The organism is uncultured Bacteroides sp., from assembly GCF_949298305.1.
In the GTDB taxonomy this organism is placed as follows: Bacteria; Bacteroidota; Bacteroidia; order Bacteroidales; family Bacteroidaceae; genus Bacteroides.
In genome coordinates this window covers 1-17076 of record NZ_CASFWU010000011.1, presented here as the reverse complement: position 1 = coordinate 17076, position 17076 = coordinate 1, and the positions used below count along the sequence as shown (strand labels likewise).

General features: G+C 45.0%; 15 protein-coding genes. 9 read left to right on the top strand and 6 right to left on the bottom strand.

Annotated features, from left to right (window positions below; translation table 11 throughout):
- Window position 1: 1 nt before the first annotated feature.
- From Q1Y74_RS02635 to Q1Y74_RS02620, 4 genes are all read right to left on the bottom strand, one after another.
- The gene (locus tag Q1Y74_RS02635) at window positions 2-868 is read right to left on the bottom strand and encodes an alpha/beta hydrolase (protein WP_300812167.1); all 867 of its coding nucleotides are present in this window, start codon (window positions 866-868) and stop codon (window positions 2-4) included.
- Window positions 869-927: 59 nt separating this feature from the next.
- On the bottom strand, window positions 928-2919 hold the full coding sequence (locus tag Q1Y74_RS02630; RefSeq protein WP_300812166.1) for an oligopeptide transporter, OPT family: 1992 nt from the start codon (window positions 2917-2919) through the stop codon (window positions 928-930).
- Window positions 2920-3083: 164 nt separating this feature from the next.
- Entirely contained in the window at window positions 3084-3479 is a 396-nt protein-coding gene (locus Q1Y74_RS02625; protein WP_300812165.1) for a DUF1573 domain-containing protein, read from the bottom strand.
- 500 nt (window positions 3480-3979) lie between these two features.
- Window positions 3980-4705: a precorrin-2 C(20)-methyltransferase gene (locus tag Q1Y74_RS02620; protein WP_300812164.1), complete on the bottom strand. Its 726-nt coding sequence runs from the start codon at window positions 4703-4705 to the stop codon at window positions 3980-3982.
- A 335-nt stretch (window positions 4706-5040) separates the two neighbouring features.
- Between Q1Y74_RS02620 and Q1Y74_RS02615 the strand changes: the two genes are divergently transcribed.
- Entirely contained in the window at window positions 5041-6135 is a 1095-nt protein-coding gene (locus Q1Y74_RS02615; protein WP_300812184.1) for a Nif3-like dinuclear metal center hexameric protein, read from the top strand.
- 5 nt (window positions 6136-6140) lie between these two features.
- Window positions 6141-6968: a C4-type zinc ribbon domain-containing protein gene (locus tag Q1Y74_RS02610; RefSeq protein ID WP_300812163.1), complete on the top strand. Its 828-nt coding sequence runs from the start codon at window positions 6141-6143 to the stop codon at window positions 6966-6968.
- Between the two features lie 87 nt (window positions 6969-7055).
- Here Q1Y74_RS02610 and Q1Y74_RS02605 read toward each other — a convergent pair whose 3' ends face one another.
- Window positions 7056-7505 (bottom strand): type I restriction enzyme HsdR N-terminal domain-containing protein, encoded by a 450-nt coding sequence (locus tag Q1Y74_RS02605; RefSeq protein ID WP_300812162.1) that lies wholly within the window; start codon window positions 7503-7505, stop codon window positions 7056-7058.
- Between the two features lie 97 nt (window positions 7506-7602).
- Between Q1Y74_RS02605 and Q1Y74_RS02600 the strand changes: the two genes are divergently transcribed.
- From Q1Y74_RS02600 to Q1Y74_RS02580, 5 genes are all read left to right on the top strand, one after another.
- On the top strand, window positions 7603-8379 hold the full coding sequence (locus Q1Y74_RS02600) for an AMP nucleosidase (RefSeq protein ID WP_300812160.1): 777 nt from the start codon (window positions 7603-7605) through the stop codon (window positions 8377-8379).
- A gap of 4 nt (window positions 8380-8383) precedes the next feature.
- The gene (gene holA, locus Q1Y74_RS02595; protein WP_300812159.1) at window positions 8384-9406 is read left to right on the top strand and encodes a DNA polymerase III subunit delta; all 1023 of its coding nucleotides are present in this window, start codon (window positions 8384-8386) and stop codon (window positions 9404-9406) included.
- Between the two features lie 1169 nt (window positions 9407-10575).
- Window positions 10576-11055 carry a helix-turn-helix transcriptional regulator gene (locus Q1Y74_RS02590; protein ID WP_300812158.1) on the top strand — a complete coding sequence of 160 codons (480 nt, stop codon included), beginning with the start codon at window positions 10576-10578 and terminating at the stop codon, window positions 11053-11055.
- Window positions 11056-11138: 83 nt separating this feature from the next.
- A complete protein-coding gene (locus Q1Y74_RS02585; protein WP_300812183.1) occupies window positions 11139-11915 on the top strand; it encodes a dihydroorotate dehydrogenase electron transfer subunit in 777 nt (258 codons plus the stop codon).
- Complete coding sequence (locus Q1Y74_RS02580; RefSeq protein ID WP_300812157.1) at window positions 11903-12814, top strand: dihydroorotate dehydrogenase; 912 nt, start codon at window positions 11903-11905, stop codon at window positions 12812-12814. Before Q1Y74_RS02585 ends, Q1Y74_RS02580 begins: the two co-directional genes overlap by 13 nt.
- 82 nt (window positions 12815-12896) lie before the next feature.
- On the opposite strand, the gene trmD is transcribed toward Q1Y74_RS02580, so the two are convergent.
- Window positions 12897-13574: a tRNA (guanosine(37)-N1)-methyltransferase TrmD gene (gene trmD / locus Q1Y74_RS02575; protein WP_300812156.1), complete on the bottom strand. Its 678-nt coding sequence runs from the start codon at window positions 13572-13574 to the stop codon at window positions 12897-12899.
- Window positions 13575-13652: 78 nt separating this feature from the next.
- Here trmD and ligA point away from each other — a divergent pair, with 78 nt between their 5' ends.
- Entirely contained in the window at window positions 13653-15650 is a 1998-nt protein-coding gene (gene ligA / locus Q1Y74_RS02570; protein WP_300812155.1) for an NAD-dependent DNA ligase LigA, read from the top strand.
- Window positions 15651-15755: 105 nt separating this feature from the next.
- On the top strand, window positions 15756-16649 hold the full coding sequence (dapA, locus tag Q1Y74_RS02565; protein ID WP_300812154.1) for a 4-hydroxy-tetrahydrodipicolinate synthase: 894 nt from the start codon (window positions 15756-15758) through the stop codon (window positions 16647-16649).
- The last annotated feature ends 427 nt before the right edge of the window (window positions 16650-17076 follow it).

The following is a 17076-nucleotide window of genomic DNA, read 5'->3' as shown; positions in this document are numbered from 1 at the left end:
TTTAATCGTTGAATATCAAACCGTCACGTAACCATTTTTCCAGTTCGCCGGTCCATTGACGTTTGTAAGTAAAATCATCTCTGAATCCCCATCCATGCCCGCCTGTGGGATAGACATGAAGCGTAGCGGGAATTTTCTGCTCGCACAGAGCCAAGTAATATCCGATGCCGTTGATGGGAGGTACAGTTGCATCATCTCCCGAAAGCATGATGAAAGCTTGTGGTGAATGGGCGGAAACTTGTCTTTCCAACGAGAATCTGTCTTCCAAATCCTTGCTGGGATTGTCACCGATCAGATTCTGACGGGAACCACCATGAGTCACCTCCTTCAACATGGAAATGACCGGATAAAAAAGAATCTGGAAATTAGGACGGGTATCTTCACTTATACAAAGTGTAGCCAGTGAAGCAGCCAGATGTCCGCCGGCCGATGCGCCCATGATGCCTACCCGATGCGGATTGATGCCCCATTCGGAAGCATGCTTACGTACCAACCGGATGGCCTGTTCTGCATCGGAAAGAGGGACTTCGTGATGTCCATTGGGCATACGATATTTTAAAACAACGTATGTAATGCCTTGTGTGTTGAACCAAGAAGCCATGTCGTGTCCTTCGTGGCCCAAAGCCAAACGGGCATACGCCCCACCGGGACACATGATAATGGCCATTCCATTGGGCCGGCCCGCCTGATAAACGGTTATGAAAGGATTGACCACATGGGCGACACGACCTCCGTCCAAATCTTCCTGATCGCATGGCAGCCCATTAGTGTTGGGCATGCCATTAGGCCACAAAGGTAACTCGATAGCCTTCTGTGCAAATACCATAGTTGAAAGAAATATAAAAGCCAGAAAAAAAATTCTCTTCATACTAATATGGAATTAGAGAGATATAAAATTATCAACACAGAATATTGATGTTCAATCTGTTACTTCACCTTCATTGAAGCTTTGATAAAATAAATGATTAAGATGGCGTAAGCGCACAAAGCCAAGACTTCAGACCACGTATTTTGCAACCACTCATTGTTTATCAGATTGATACCTCCAAATCGCATGGCAGCACTGACCACACCCATCAGAGCGCCACCGGCAATAAATCCGGAAGCAATGAGCGTTCCTTTCTCCCCACGTGCAGCATTCAACGAGGCGTCTTTGCTTCGGGTCGTCACATACCAGTTGATGGCTCCACCCACAATCAGCGGAATGTTGAGCTCCAGCGGAATGAACATGCCCAACGCGAAAGCCAATGCCGGTACCTTGCAGAAGGTGAGGATGACGGCCAGTATGGCACCTATGCCGTACAACAGCCACGGCGCAGCCACACCATTCATTAAGGGTTCTATCACGGCAGCCATCGCATTAGCCTGAGGGGCAGCCAACTGTCCGCTGGTAAAACCGTATGTTTTGTTCAAGATAATCATTACGCCACCTACCGTAGCGGCAGAAACGGCAGTACCCAGAAATTTCCAGGTTTCCTGCTTGATGGGGGTACTTCCCAGCCAATAGCCAATTTTCAAATCGGTAATGAAGCCGCCGGCCATGGATAGGGCTGTACATACTACGCCTCCCATAATCAGAGCCGCCATCATGCCGCCAGGACCGCGTAGCCCCACAGCAACCATGACAACAGAAGCCAGAATCAGGGTCATCAGCGTCATGCCGGACACTGGGTTAGTTCCCACGATGGCAATGGCATTGGCAGCAACGGTCGTAAACAAAAAAGCAATGACCGCCACCAAAAGGATGGCGACGATGGTGTGAAGAACATTACCCTGCATCACGTCGAAATAGAAGAAGAGTAAAACCAACACCAGGGTAACAATCGATCCGATTGCAATAATCTTCATGGAGAGGTCCCGTTGCGTACGTTTGACGTTAGAGTCTACTTCCGATTTTCCTCCCATTTCTTTGGCAGCCAATCCCACAGCACTCTTAATGATGCCCCATGACTTGATGATGCCGATGATGCCGGCCATGGCTATACCACCAATGCCGATGCTCTTGGCATAATATTGGAAAATCTGTTCGGGCGACATGCTTCCTACTGTTGCCGTAATTTCAGGATTCCACTGGTTCAGTACGTCACCACCCCAGATGAGCGACATGCCGGGAATGATAATCCACCAAACGGCCAGTGAACCAGCACAGATAATGGCAGCATATTTCAGTCCCACAATATATCCTAATCCCAACACTGCAGCTCCTGTATAGACTTTAAATACCAGCTTGGCTTTCTCGGCCAACATTTCTCCAAAACCGCAGACACGGGTCGTGAAATTCTCGTTCCACCAACCGAATGTGGCCACAATAAAGTCATATAGACCTCCCACCAGTCCGGCTGCCAACAAGGATTTAGCCTGATTTCCGCCCTTTTCACCGGAAACAAGTACCTGAGTCGTGGCAGTAGCCTCTGGAAAAGGATATTTGCCGTGCATGTTGCTGACAAAGTATTTACGGAAGGGAATCAGGAAAAGGATACCCAATACTCCGCCCAGCAAGGAACTGATAAACACTTGCATGAAGGTGACGGTAATCTCTTCAGGATAGGTTTCCTGAAGGATGTACAAAGCCGGCAAAGTAAAAATGGCACCAGCCACTATGACACCCGAACTGGCTCCGATAGATTGGATGATAACATTTTCTCCTAACGCATTCTTACGCTTTGCCGCACCGGAAACACCGACAGCGATAATCGCTATGGGAATTGCGGCTTCGAAAACTTGCCCGACCTTCAATCCTAAAAAGGCGGCGGCGGCGGAAAACAGAATGGCCATTCCGATGCCCCAAAGCACAGACCAAAGCGTTACTTCAGGATATTTTTTGTCCGGACTCATCAGCGGATTGTAAACTTCACCAGGTTTCAGTTCCCGAAAAGCGTTTTCCGGCAATCCGGTCAGTTTCTCTTCTTCTTGTTTCATGTCCCAAATTTGGTTCTAAATGATTCTAATTTAAAGGTTAAGACACCCATTTGGTAGGGTAACGAGGCGCAACCTTGCAAGTTGCGATGAAAAATTTCTCAAAGAAAGCAAAAAAAAAGGAGAATCCCATAGAATTCTCCTTTTTTTTCATGCCAAAAGGCAAATTATTTTGCATCTTTTGCCGTCATATCTCCTTCGACGTAAATTCTCATCATTTCTGTCTTGGCGTTAGTCCGCAACGTGATGGATTTCTTGAAATGTCCGGGATATTTTCCCGTACCGTTGTAAGTTATCTTGATAGTACCTTTCTTGCCTGGTAAAACCGGTTCTTGGGTATATTCGGGAACTGTACAACCGCAAGAGGCCACTGCTTGGTGAATGACCAGCGGAGCGTCTCCCACATTAGTGAATGTAAAAACACAACTTACAACCGGATCGTTCTCAGAGAAAGTGCCGAAGTCGTGAGTGGTCTTGTCAAACTTGATGTCTGCCTTTCCTTGGGCAGCTACATAGCCGATGCTCAAAACGAGCATCAACATATACAAAGCAATTTTTTTCATGTCTGTCTCTGCTTTAATGATTTATTAGGGGACAAAGGTAGTTCTTTTCCCTAAAAACGCCGCCTATGGTATGCGAAATTGTATTAAATCACTCAACTTTCGCAAGCTCAAGTTGCAGTTGACGAGTTGACAAGGCGTTTGTAGCGAGCCGTTCCAAGCGGCATTTGGTCAAACAGGGCATTCCAGCCTTGTAAACTTGTTGACTGAAGCCTTGTCAACTAGCAAGTTGAGCACTTGCGAAACTTAAGTTAAATCAGCTTTAACTCAAGTTTCGGGTTCGATATTTTGTTAGAAGTTAAGAAGTTATAAGTTATCACTTCGCTTTGCTCTGTTAGAAGTTAAAGCCGACAGTCTTGCAAAAGGAAAAATTGGTAGTAACAGGTCTATTGGCCTTTAACTCCTTAGCCCGCCCTGGCGGGCGATAACTTCTTCTAACTCCTCTAACTCCTGCAAGTTTGGCTTCGCCGATTTTCAATTCGGTAAAACCGAAACTTAAAGTTTTAAGATGCTTTGGGTCGGACAATCAGAAGCGAAAAATAGGGGAAAGCCGCTGTTTCAATCTGCTCCGTTTCCTGCAAACAGACTTCATTGGGAAGCCCTACATTTTCAAAATAATGATAATCATATTCCGGATGCAACTGAAGACACCGCTTAATCTCTTCTTTACAACGGGACAACTTCATGATAACTACAGCATGTCCGTTTCCCACAAAATTACCGATTTCATCGGCTGTCACGACACCGGGAACGACCATCAGCCGCTCTTCCTGGCTGACAATGTGCAATCCTCCACAGGCTCCAGCCGCAATAAAGGCAGGTATGCCGGCTATGTGCTCCACGGGGATTCCTTCCGAGTCCAGTTTCTCATAAACGTAATGTACAGAGGAGTAAAGGCCCGCATCTCCTTCTGCTACCAAGCAGACTTTTAATCCTTTTTTCCATAGGTTGGCTGCCTCGACGCACACCTTGTCGTATGCTTCCAATGCTTTTTCGCGCCGTTTGTCCATAGGAAGGCTGAAACGGTAGAAATGCCGACTATCTATGCCGAGCTCAAGCATGATGTCTGCTGCTCTCGACAGCCCTTCCCCCTGCCGTGTAACTGTCTCGGGACAGAATATGCAATCGGCCTCCTGCAATGCCTTCAGCCCTTTCACAGTAATCAGCTCCGGATCTCCCGGTCCTAAAGAGACAAAACGTATCGAATTTAACTTTGTATGCTCGTCCATTATTTTTTTTATTTTACTAAAGTTTCTTTTTAAAATATTCATTGGGTAGTTAAGTAGTTAAGAAGTTAAAGAGTAAAGCCGATACTTTGTAAACCATTTACTTTCTATTGACCTTTAACTCCTCAGCCCGACTCAAGGCGGGCGATAACTCCTACTAACTTCTTCAAGTTCCGGTAAAACCGAAACTTGAATTTTAAATCAATTTGACCCTGCAAAGGTAAGGAAAGAAGGGCAAGCAACATCTGTGTCATAGAAGCTATTTTGCAAAAAAAAAACAAAACAGCACTGTGATTCACGGCTTTTTAGTATCTTTGCAAGCAAATTTCTCCGTTGAAATGAAAATAAAGGAAATCGTAAGCGCCCTTGAACGGTTCGCGCCTCTGCCTTTGCAAGACGGATTTGACAATGCCGGCTTGCAAATTGGACTAACAGATGCGGAAGCAACAGGGGCTTTATTGTGTCTTGACGTTACTGAAGCTGTGCTGGACGAGGCCATTGCCTTGGGATATAATCTGGTAATCTCACACCATCCGCTTATCTTCAAAGGCTACAAGTCCATAACCGGCAAAGATTATGTGGAACGCTGCATACTGAAGGCCATTAAAAACGAAATAGTTATCTATTCCGCTCATACCAATCTGGACAATGCTTGGGGAGGTGTCAATTTCAAAATGGCCGAGAAAATCGGTTTGAAGAATGTACGTGTTCTTGAACCCAAAGAAAACATGTTGCTGAAAATGGTGACTTTTGTCCCGGAAGCTGAAGCAAATCGGGTACGCGAGGCTTTGTTTGAAGCAGGAGGAGGGTGTATTGGAAAATATGACCAATGCAGCTACAATACAAGCGGAGAAGGAACCTTCAGAGCAGGAGAGGGAACAAACCCTTTTTGCGGTAACATCGGGGAATTTCACACTGAGAAGGAAATACGCATTGAAATTATTCTGCCTGCCTATCGGAGAGCGGAGGTCCTTAGAGCGTTGCTGAATGCCCATCCTTACGAAGAACCGGCCTTCGATATATTTCCGTTGAAAAACGAGTGGATGCAGGCCGGGGCAGGCGTCATCGGAGAGCTGGATGCTCCGGAAACAGAACTGGAGTTTTTAAAACAGATCAAAAAGACTTTTGAAGTGGGATGTATCCGACATAACAAACTCATTGGACGAGAAATACAGAAGGTGGCCTTGTGTGGCGGAGCAGGTGCCTTTTTGATACCGCTCGCCATCGGCAACCAGGCCGATGTATTCATTACGGGTGAAATCAAGTACCATGAATATTTCGGCCATGAAACGGATATCCTGCTGGCAGAAATCGGACATTACGAGAGTGAACAATATACAAAAGAAATCTTTTATACACTAATCCGGGAGACGTTCCCCAATCTGGAAGTTCAGATGACCAAAGTGAATACGAATCCCATAAAATACATGTAACAAAAATGGCGAAAGAAACAAAAAAAGAATCTCAGGAGCTGACCGTGGAGCAAAAACTGAGTACCTTGTACCAGCTACAGACCACATTGTCCAAAATCGACGAAATCAAGACATTGCGGGGAGAACTCCCGCTGGAAGTACAGGACTTGGAGGACGAAATAGCAGGTCTGAAAACCCGTATTGAACGTATCAAGGCCGAAGTGGCAGAATTAAAAACTTCCATTGCCGGTAAGAAGGTTGAAATTGAGGCGGCCAAAGTTTCGGTAGCCAAATACAAAGAGCAGCAAGAAAATGTGCGCAACAACCGTGAGTATGATTTCCTCAGCAAGGAAATAGAATTCCAGACATTGGAAATTGAACTTTGTGAAAAGCGCATCAAAGAATTCACTGCTCAGGAACAGGAAAAATCTGCCGAAGCAGAAGAAAGCGCTAAAACTCTGGAGGAAAGGCAAAAGGATCTTGAAGTAAAAAAGAACGAGTTGGATGAAATTGTGTCGGAAACCAAGCAGGAAGAGGAAAGGCTGCGCGACAAAGCCAAAGATTTGGAAACTAAAATAGAACCGCGTCTGCTCCAGTCCTTCAAACGTATCCGCAAGAATTCCCGCAACGGATTAGGCATTGTGTATGTACAACGTGATGCCTGTGGCGGTTGTTTCAACAAGATTCCGCCCCAGAGACAATTGGACGTACGCTCACGCAAGAAAGTGATTGTTTGTGAGTACTGCGGACGCATCCTGATTGACCCTGAACTGGCAGGTGTAAACATGGAACCCAAAGAAGAACCGGCAAAGGAAAAACCGTTGAGAAGACGCAGAAGTGCTGATGCCGAATAATTCTTAGCCACAGAAAAAAAACTAAAAAGACAGGCCAAGAGGCAAGGGAACGTTGTTTCCTCCTTCTTGGCCTGTCTTGTTTTCCAATCAAAGGGAAACGTATCCGGGAATCTCCTCCAAAAAACAATAGCTGTTTCGTTCATAATCGAGGCGACAACAGAAATGCTGCCTCCCATTGCTGACCACCAGGTAATCTACCCTCAGAACCATATTGTAGCGCATAATCTGGTCAAAAACAGCTTGGGTAATCTCAATATCGGGCGCCTTGTATTCCACAATCATCCGCGCTGTCAAATCCCGTCTGTAAAGCACTGTATCACACCGTTTCTTGGTTCCGTTCAAAGTAACCTGCACTTCGTTTGCCAGAAGTGCCTTCGGGTAACCCTTATGAGCAATAAGATAGTGGATGAAGTGTTGCCGCACCCATTCTTCGGGGGTCAGGGCGACATAACGACGGCGAATCTCGTCAAATATAACATTTTTTCCGTCTCTCACAGTAATTTTAGCGTCGAATGCAGGCAGGTTTAATGGTAACATTTACTATATTTGTCAGTTAAATAATTCAAGTTTCGTATTCCAGCATTTTCGGGATTTCCCGACTGGAAGCTTGAACGCGCAAATTTAATGAAATCTTATGAGAACAAAAGAAGAAATCGTAGCCAATTGGCTTCCCCGCTACACCAAACGGAGACTGGAGGATTTTGATGAATACATCCTGCTGACCAACTTCAACAAATATGTAGAATTGTTTGCTGACAAATTCAATGTTCCTATTCTGGGGCGCGATGCAAACATGCTGTCAGCCAGAGCCGAAGGAATGACCATCATCAATTTTGGCATGGGAAGTCCCAATGCAGCCATCATCATGGACTTGCTGAGTGCCATCCAGCCGAAAGCATGCCTGTTTCTGGGCAAATGCGGCGGTATAAGCAAGAAAAATCAAATAGGCGACCTGATACTTCCCATTGCCGCTATCCGTGGCGAGGGGACCTCAAATGACTATTTTCCGCCAGAAGTGCCGGCTTTGCCTGCCTTCATGCTGCAACGTGCCGTTTCATCGGCCATTCGTGACCATGCACGTGACTACTGGACCGGAACCGTTTACACGACCAACCGCCGCATCTGGGAACACGACGAGATGTTTAAAGATTATTTGCGCAAAACAAGGGCCATGGCGGTAGATATGGAGACAGCCACCCTGTTCAGTTGCGGATTTGCCAATCACATACCAACGGGTGCCCTGCTTCTGGTTTCAGACCAGCCCATGATTCCCGAAGGCGTAAAAACAGAAAAAAGCGACGACCTCGTCACTCGCGAATACGTGACCGAGCACGTAGAGATTGGCATCAATTCTCTACGCATGATTATTGAAGAGAAAAAAACCGTTAGACATCTGAAATTTGACTGGTAATCTCATGGTTGGAAAACAAGAAATCACGTGCGATGACATCCTGAAAGAGCTTCGTGCCAAACAATATCGCCCCGTCTACTACTTGATGGGGGAAGAAGCATACTACATTGACCTTATTGCGGACTACATAGAAGAACACGTGCTGACGGAAACAGAAAAAGAATTCAATCTGATCGTTGTATATGGTGCTGATGTAGATGTGGCCACCATCATTAATGCCGCCAAAAGGTACCCCATGATGTCCGAATATCAGGTGGTCATTGTCAAAGAATCTCAATCAGTCCGCAACATAGAGGAACTGGTATATTACTTGCAGAAGCCACTGAAATCGACCATTCTGGTGTTGTGCCACAAACACGGCGTATTGGACCGTCGGAAGAAGCTGGCGGCAGAGATAGAGAAGGTGGGAGTCTTGTTTGAATCCAAAAAACTGAAGGAAGCACAACTGCCTGCTTTCATCACTTCCTACCTGAAACGGAAAGGGCTCGACATAGAGTCCAAAGCAACCTCCATGCTGGCAGATTTTGTGGGAACAGACCTTAGTCGTCTGACAGGTGAATTGGAAAAACTGGTCATAACGCTTCCCAAAAAGCAGACACGCATCACACCTGAGCAGATTGAGTACAACATCGGAATCAGCAAAGACTACAACAACTTTGAACTTCGCACCGCTTTAATCGAAAAAGATGTTCTGAAAGCAAATAGGATAATAAAATACTTTGACGAAAATCCTAAGAATAATCCCATTCAGATGACTTTATCCTTACTTTTTGGATTCTTTTCTAATCTGATGCTGGCTTATTATGCGCCTGAAAAGAGCGAACAGGGAGTAGCCTCGTTCCTGGGACTGAAAACACCGTGGCAGGCTCGCGAATATCTGACTGCCATGAGGCGATACAGTGGAGTTAAGACCATGCAAATCATCGGTGAAATCAGATATACTGATGCCAAATCGAAGGGAGTGGGTAATTCTTCGTTGACGGACGGAGACCTGCTCCGCGAACTGGTATTCAAGATTCTTCATTGACCAATCCACTCTTCAACGAAATCCGGAAGATGTGCCGTATTAAGGAACCGCTTCCCTTCAGACACGAAATTACACGAAAAAACACGGAGAAAGAAGAATAATAATCCGCGAGTTTCCGTGTAATTCCGTGTCTAAAAATAACAAGTTGTCTTTCACTTTTAGTTTTGACACACCCTCTTCCTTTTCTTATCTGAGGCCTGTTTGCGGGATACAGCAAAGCTTCTTCCCCGGCATCGGATTCTCTCATAAACCGTACAAGTATCCATCACGAACCGTACAAGTGTTCGTTGCGAGCCGTGCAAACGATTTATGCGAAACGTCTTGCGACAAAAGAGACAAAAATGCGTAGCCAATGAATTAACCTTATCCCAACGCCTTGTTTCTCTAAAATACGAGTAGTTGCGTTCGTCCAAAACGAGTGTAAAGTTCTCGTAAACAATATTTTAATGGGAAAAGAAGCCTCTCAGAATCTTTTTTTCTTTTTCTCCTGTCCATAGACACGAAAAAAATGCAAGGATTTGCCATTAAGACCAACCTTACACCCTAAGTTGCTCGCAAAATCCTAAAAAAAGTAATACCAGGAGGAAATTTGATACCCGAATTTCTTTCATAAGCCGATTGATTATTAATTATAGCTTGATAGATTTACATAAGTAATGTAATAATAGGAGTAAAACAGCTCTTTTAATAGCACATTTGTGATTTACGTTTGTAATACACATGTATAAACAAGCAGTAATCACAATTATAATACCAAAATCTTACGTAATATTCATATCATTATTACATTTATAAAGGCACCTTTCATACATGGCACATTCAATTCTTATATGGTTCATAACCAAAAAAATAATAGGAAGAAATCAATTAAATAGTAAAAGAGTAGAGGAGTATTGGTACAAACATTTGTAATATACGCATGAATTTACACATTTACAATATTATATTTATATAATATCCAGCTAATTATGAGTATTTGTTGAACTTCTTATTCTAGTATAATCTATGCGTTTATTATATAGATACCTTGCCGAGTGTTTACAAACGAAAATGTAGTTATTATATTTGTAATATTACTTTTGCAAATGAACATATTTGCATTTGTAATTCCATTTGTTTACCTTTGTAACCAGTAAATTCATATATTATATTTGTAAAATTACCTCTAGATGAGTATAAAAGATAGATTTAAGATGATTATGGACCGGGAAGGGTTGACAGCAGGAGCATTTGCCGAGAGTATCGGTGTGGCACAAGCTACCATTTCCCATATTTTGGGTCCCAGAAACAAATACCCGAGTACGGAAGTCATTCTCCGTCTTCATCAGCGTTATAGCGACATCAACTTGGAATGGTTGTTGACCGGACAAGGAAACATGAGCAATAACTCCACTCAACCTGCCGGAGATGCAACAACTGGTGGTGTGGAATTTGACTATCCGCTATTTGCTGAGAATACGAAAAATGCGACCGAAGGGACAAGCGAAGCTGAAAAACGCAAGGAAATGGTCATAGAAAAGCCAGCAAACACCCCTAAAGAGATTGTAAAACAGGAGATTGTGTACAGGGAAAAGCCTGCAAGGAAGATTACAGAAATAAGGATTTTCTTTGATGATAATACATTTGAGATATTCAAACCCGAAAATTAGAAGGCAAGCCAACGGATTTTACCCAAAATCCCGTATCTTTGTACTATAACATAGAGAGAATTATCAGCTATTATATATCAATGATGAATAAGTACATTTTAGATCTGACGGTGACGGAGAATGTTCGTTTGCATGATAATTATGTATTGCTCAAACTGACTTCTACGTCTCCACTTCCCGACATGCTTCCCGGACAATTTGCCGAAATCCGAGTAGACGGCTCGCCTTCAACTTTCTTGCGACGCCCCATCTCTATCAACTTTGTAGACAGGCAGCGCAACGAAATCTGGTTCTTGATTCAGTTGGTTGGAGACGGAACCAGACGTTTAGGAGAAGCAAGAGCCAACGATACCCTCAACGTCGTGTTCCCCTTAGGTAACGGTTTTACGATGCCCCAGAATCCTACAGATGAGTTGTTACTGGTGGGCGGAGGCGTAGGAACCGCTCCTATGCTCTACTTGGGACAACAGTTGGCCGGAGCTGGCAGCAAGCCCACCTTTCTGTTAGGCGCCAGAAGTCAAAAGGATTTGCTCCAGCTGGACTTGTTTGCAGCCTACGGCGATGTATATACCACCACCGAAGACGGCAGTTACGGCGAGAAAGGGTATGTGACACAACATTCCATATTGGAAAAGAAAACTTTCAGGCAGATATATACCTGTGGCCCCAAGCCCATGATGATGGCTGTAGCCAAATACGCCCGTAGCAAAGGCATCAGTTGCGAGGTATCACTGGAGAATACAATGGCCTGCGGTATTGGCGCCTGCCTTTGCTGCGTGGAAAACACCACCGAAGGCCATTTGTGTGTATGTAAAGAAGGCCCTGTATTTAATATAGATAGACTATTATGGCAGATTTAAGCGTAAACATCGGCGCATTACAGATGAAAAATCCGGTAATGACAGCATCCGGCACGTTTGGATATGGTGAAGAGTTTGCAGATTTCATTGACATATCCCAAATTGGCGGTATTATTGTAAAAGGAACCACACTTCATAAACGTGAAGGAAATCCTTATCCACGCATGGCAGAAACCCCTTCCGGCATGTTGAATGCCGTAGGTTTGCAAAACAAGGGAGTGCATTATTTTGTGAAACACATCTATCCCCGCATCAAGGATATCCCTACCAATATGATTGTAAACGTATCGGGAGCTGCCATTGAAGACTATGTGGAGACGGCCTCCATCATCAACGAGCTGGACCGGATTCCTGCCATCGAGCTGAATATTTCCTGCCCGAACGTCAAGCAAGGAGGTATGGCCTTCGGTGTTACTTGCAAGGGAGCTGAAGAAGTGGTTAAGGCCGTCCGCTCTGTCTATAAGAAAACGCTGATTGTAAAACTCTCGCCCAACGTTACCGACATTGCGGAGATAGCCCGCGCTGCCGAATCAGGAGGAGCAGACAGCGTTTCGTTAATCAACACTCTGCTGGGTATGGCGATTGATGCAGAGAAGAGACGTCCCGTACTCTCGACTGTGACCGGAGGAATGTCCGGAGCTGCCGTCAAACCCATTGCCCTCCGCATGGTGTGGCAGGTGGCCAAAGCTGTAAAGATTCCTGTTATTGGATTGGGAGGAATCATGAACTGGAAGGATGCTGTAGAATTCATGCTGGCAGGTGCTTCGGCCATCCAGATAGGAACCGCCAACTTCATAGACCCAACGGTCACCATCAAAGTGGTGGAAGGCATCAATGACTACCTTGAACGACACCATTACAAGTCAGTAAAAGAAATTGTCGGAGCCCTTGAAGTATAAAAGTCAGTACACTATACTCTATAAATAATAAAAACGGACATCTTGCAAGATGTCCGTTTTTATTATTTATACAAGCCCCAATTTACTCACCCAGCAAATCCGGCCTCAATCGGCGGGTACGTTCCAATGATTGTTGCAACTCCCATTCCTTAATTTTCGCCTCATGTCCGGACAGTAATATTTCAGGAACCTTCCATCCTTTATAGTCTGCCGGCCGGGTATAGACAGGAGCAGCCAGCAAGTTGTCCTGGAAGGAGTCTGACAAGGCAGATTGTTCGTCAGATATGACTCCCGGAATGATGCGGACAATGGCATCCGCCATGACCGCAGCCGCCAGTTCTCCACCCGTCAACACATAGTCTCCTATGCTGATTTCCTTGGTAATGAAATGTTCGCGGATACGGTAGTCAATTCCTTTGAAGTGGCCGCAGAGTATGATGAGGTTCTGTGCCAGAGACAGCGAGTTGGCCATCGGTTGGTTGAACTGCTCCCCATCGGGAGTTGTAAAGATAACTTCATCATACTCTCGTTCTGATTTCAGATGGTTGATGCACCGTTCAATCGGTTCGATTTTCATGACCATACCAGCAAACCCGCCAAAGGGATAATCGTCCACCCGCCGGTATTTATCTTCTGTGTAGTCGCGAAGATTGTGGATGTGAATCTCGGCAAGTCCTTTATTTTGAGCACGCTTCATGATAGAACAGTTGAAGAACCCTTCTATCATTTCCGGTAAAACAGTAATGATGTCTATACGCATACGATTTTATTTTTTGCAAAAGTACAAATATTCAGGGAGAAACCTGTACTTTTGTATCTAAACAATCCGAATTTCACTATGGACATCAAAGAAAGAATCGATTATTTGCGGGCCGAACTGCACCGGCACAATTATAGATATTACGTATTGAGCAATCCGGAGATTTCCGACAAGCAGTTTGACGACATGATGCGAGAACTGCAGGACCTGGAGAAAGCACACCCCGAATTTGAAGACGACAATTCACCGACCCGGCGTGTGGGCAGCGACATCAACAAGAATTTCAAGCAGGTGACCCACAAGTATCCCATGCTTTCACTGGGCAACACTTATTCAGAAAGCGAAGTGACCGACTTCTATGAACGGGTAAGAAAAGCCCTGAACGAAGATTTCGAAATTTGCTGTGAATTGAAATATGATGGTACTTCCATATCGCTGACTTACGAGGACGGCAAGCTGGTACGTGCCGTCACCCGCGGAGACGGAGAGAAAGGAGACGACGTGACGGACAACGTGAAAACCATCCGCACCATTCCGCTCGTCCTTCACGGCAATTACCCTTCTTCGTTTGAAATAAGAGGCGAAATTCTCATGCCATGGGCCGTATTCGAAGAGCTGAACCGAGAGAAAGAAGCGCAGGAAGAACCCCTGTTTGCCAATCCGCGGAATGCAGCTTCGGGCACCTTGAAGTTACAGAACTCCACGATTGTTGCATCGCGCAAACTGGATGCTTACCTATATTATCTGCTGGGCGAAAACCTGCCTTGCGACGGACACTACGAGAACCTGCAGGAAGCTGCCAAATGGGGATTCAAGATTTCGGACTGCATGAGGAAAGTGCGGACATTGCAGGAAGTGTTCGATTTCATCAACTACTGGGACGTTGAGCGCAAGAACCTGCCAGTGGCCACCGATGGCATCGTGTTGAAAGTAAACAGCCTGAAACAACAGAAAAACCTGGGATTCACGGCAAAATCTCCCCGCTGGGCCATTGCCTACAAATTCCAGGCGGAACGTGCCCTGACACGACTGAACAAAGTAACCTACCACGTGGGACGTACAGGAGCCATTACTCCGGTGGCCAATCTGGATCCAGTCCAACTGTCCGGCACTATCGTCAAAAGAGCATCCCTGCACAATGCTGACATCATTGAAGGACTGGACCTGCACATCGGTGACATGGTCTATGTAGAAAAAGGTGGAGAAATCATTCCTAAAATTACAGGAGTGGATAAGGATGCACGCGGTTTTCTGCTAGGCGACAAGGTGCAATTTATTACCCACTGTCCCGAATGTGGCAGTAAGCTGATACGCTACGAAGGAGAAGCAGCCCACTACTGCCCGAATGAAGCCGCCTGTCCTCCTCAAATAAAAGGAAAAATAGAACATTTCATTAGTCGGAAAGCTATGAACATCGACGGCCTGGGACCGGAAACGGTAGACATGTTCTATCGTTTGGGACTGATTAAGGACACCGCAGACTTATATACACTGACGGCGGACGACATCAAGAACCTGGACCGTATGGGAGAGAAGTCAGCCGAAAACATCATCAAGGGCATCTCGGCCAGCAAGGAAGTGCCTTTTGAACGCGTACTCTTCGCACTGGGTATCCGTTTTGTAGGAGAAACGGTAGCAAAAAAAATAGCCCGCTCCTTCAACAACATAGAAGAGATTGAGAAGGCCAGTTTGGAAACATTGATGAACGTCGATGAAATCGGAGAGAAAATAGCGATGAGCATTATCGGTTATTTCGCCAATCCGTCCAACCGGGAGCTGGTTGAAAGACTGAAATCGGCAGGCCTGCAATTTGCACGTTCAGCAGAAGATTTGAGCGGATATACCGACAAACTGGCCGGGCAGTCCATTGTCATCAGTGGCGTGTTTGTCCATCATTCACGGGACGAATACAAGCATCTTATCGAAAGAAACGGTGGAAAAAACGTAGGCAGCATCTCCTCCAAAACCAGTTTTATTCTGGCCGGAGAGAATATGGGACCTGCCAAACTGGAGAAAGCCACTAAGCTGGGTATAAAAATAATGAATGAAGATGAATTCCTCACACTCATTTCCTAACATTTTTCTGCAAAAAGCTTTTTTATAACTAATTTTTGTAGGCTAAACCGAAAAAAATCGTACTTTTGCGAGTCATTTAATTAGAGATTACTTGTAAAAAGACCCATGATACAGACAAGATTGAAAGGGATGGGAGTAGCATTGATTACCCCCTTTAAAGAAGATGAAAGCGTTGACTACGATGCTCTGATGCGTATGGTGGACTATCTGCTGCAAAACAATGCGGATTTTTTGTGCGTATTGGGCACCACGGCAGAAACTCCCACACTGACCGAAGAAGAAAAAAGAACTATCAAGAAGAAAGTCATTGAACGCGTCAATGGCAGAGTGCCTATTCTGTTGGGAGTAGGTGGAAACAACACCCGTGCTGTAGTGAACACTTTAAAGACTGAGGACTTTACTGGTGTAGACGCCATCCTCTCCGTCGTTCCTTACTATAACAAGCCCTCACAGGAAGGTATCTACCAGCACTACAAGGCCATAGCCGAAGCCACCGAGCTGCCCATTGTTCTTTATAATGTGCCTGGGCGTACCGGCGTGAACATGAAGGCGGAAACAACCCTGCGTATCGCACGTGATTTCAAAAATGTCATAGCTGTCAAGGAAGCCTCGGGCGACATTACCCAGATGGACGACATCATCAAGAATAAGCCCGCCAACTTCGATGTCATATCAGGCGACGACGGAATCACCTTCCCTTTGATTACTTTGGGCTCGGTTGGTGTCATATCGGTTATCGGCAATGCGTTCCCCCGTGAATTCAGCCGCATGGTGCGTCTAGCGCTCCAGGGTGACTATGCCAATGCGCTGACCATTCACCACAAGTTTGCCGAATTGTTCAAGTTGCTCTTTGTGGACGGCAATCCTGCCGGCGTGAAAGCGATGCTCAATGCCATGGGCATGATAGAAAACAAGCTACGCCTTCCCTTGGTTCCCACACGTATCAAGACATTCGAAGCCATGCGTAAGATTTTGAACGAACTGAACATCAAGTGCTGAAATAGCCACAATGATTCCTCTATTCAATTTTTAAATGAAAAGAAGATAAAACAACGAATAACGACAATAAAGATGGCATATAAAGTGATTATAGTCTATTATCTTCATATGCCATCTTATTTTTAGGGACATTTACTGAATATCCCTACCTAGGGACATTCAGTAAATAGTATTAAATTAGCCAACTAATTCATACACAAATTATTGTGAATTAGTTGTTTTTTTTGTATCTTTAGGTATTCACCCGAAAATAAGGTTTGACGACCAAAACGGGGTAAATCCCCCAACAAAGATATGGCTAAGATACATAATATTTCGGAATTTCACCCAGGGATATTCAGTAAATGTCCCTACAAAGTAAGATGGCATATAAAGTCGATAGAGTATAATCACTTTATATGCCATTATTATTGTCCTTTTTCCGTGT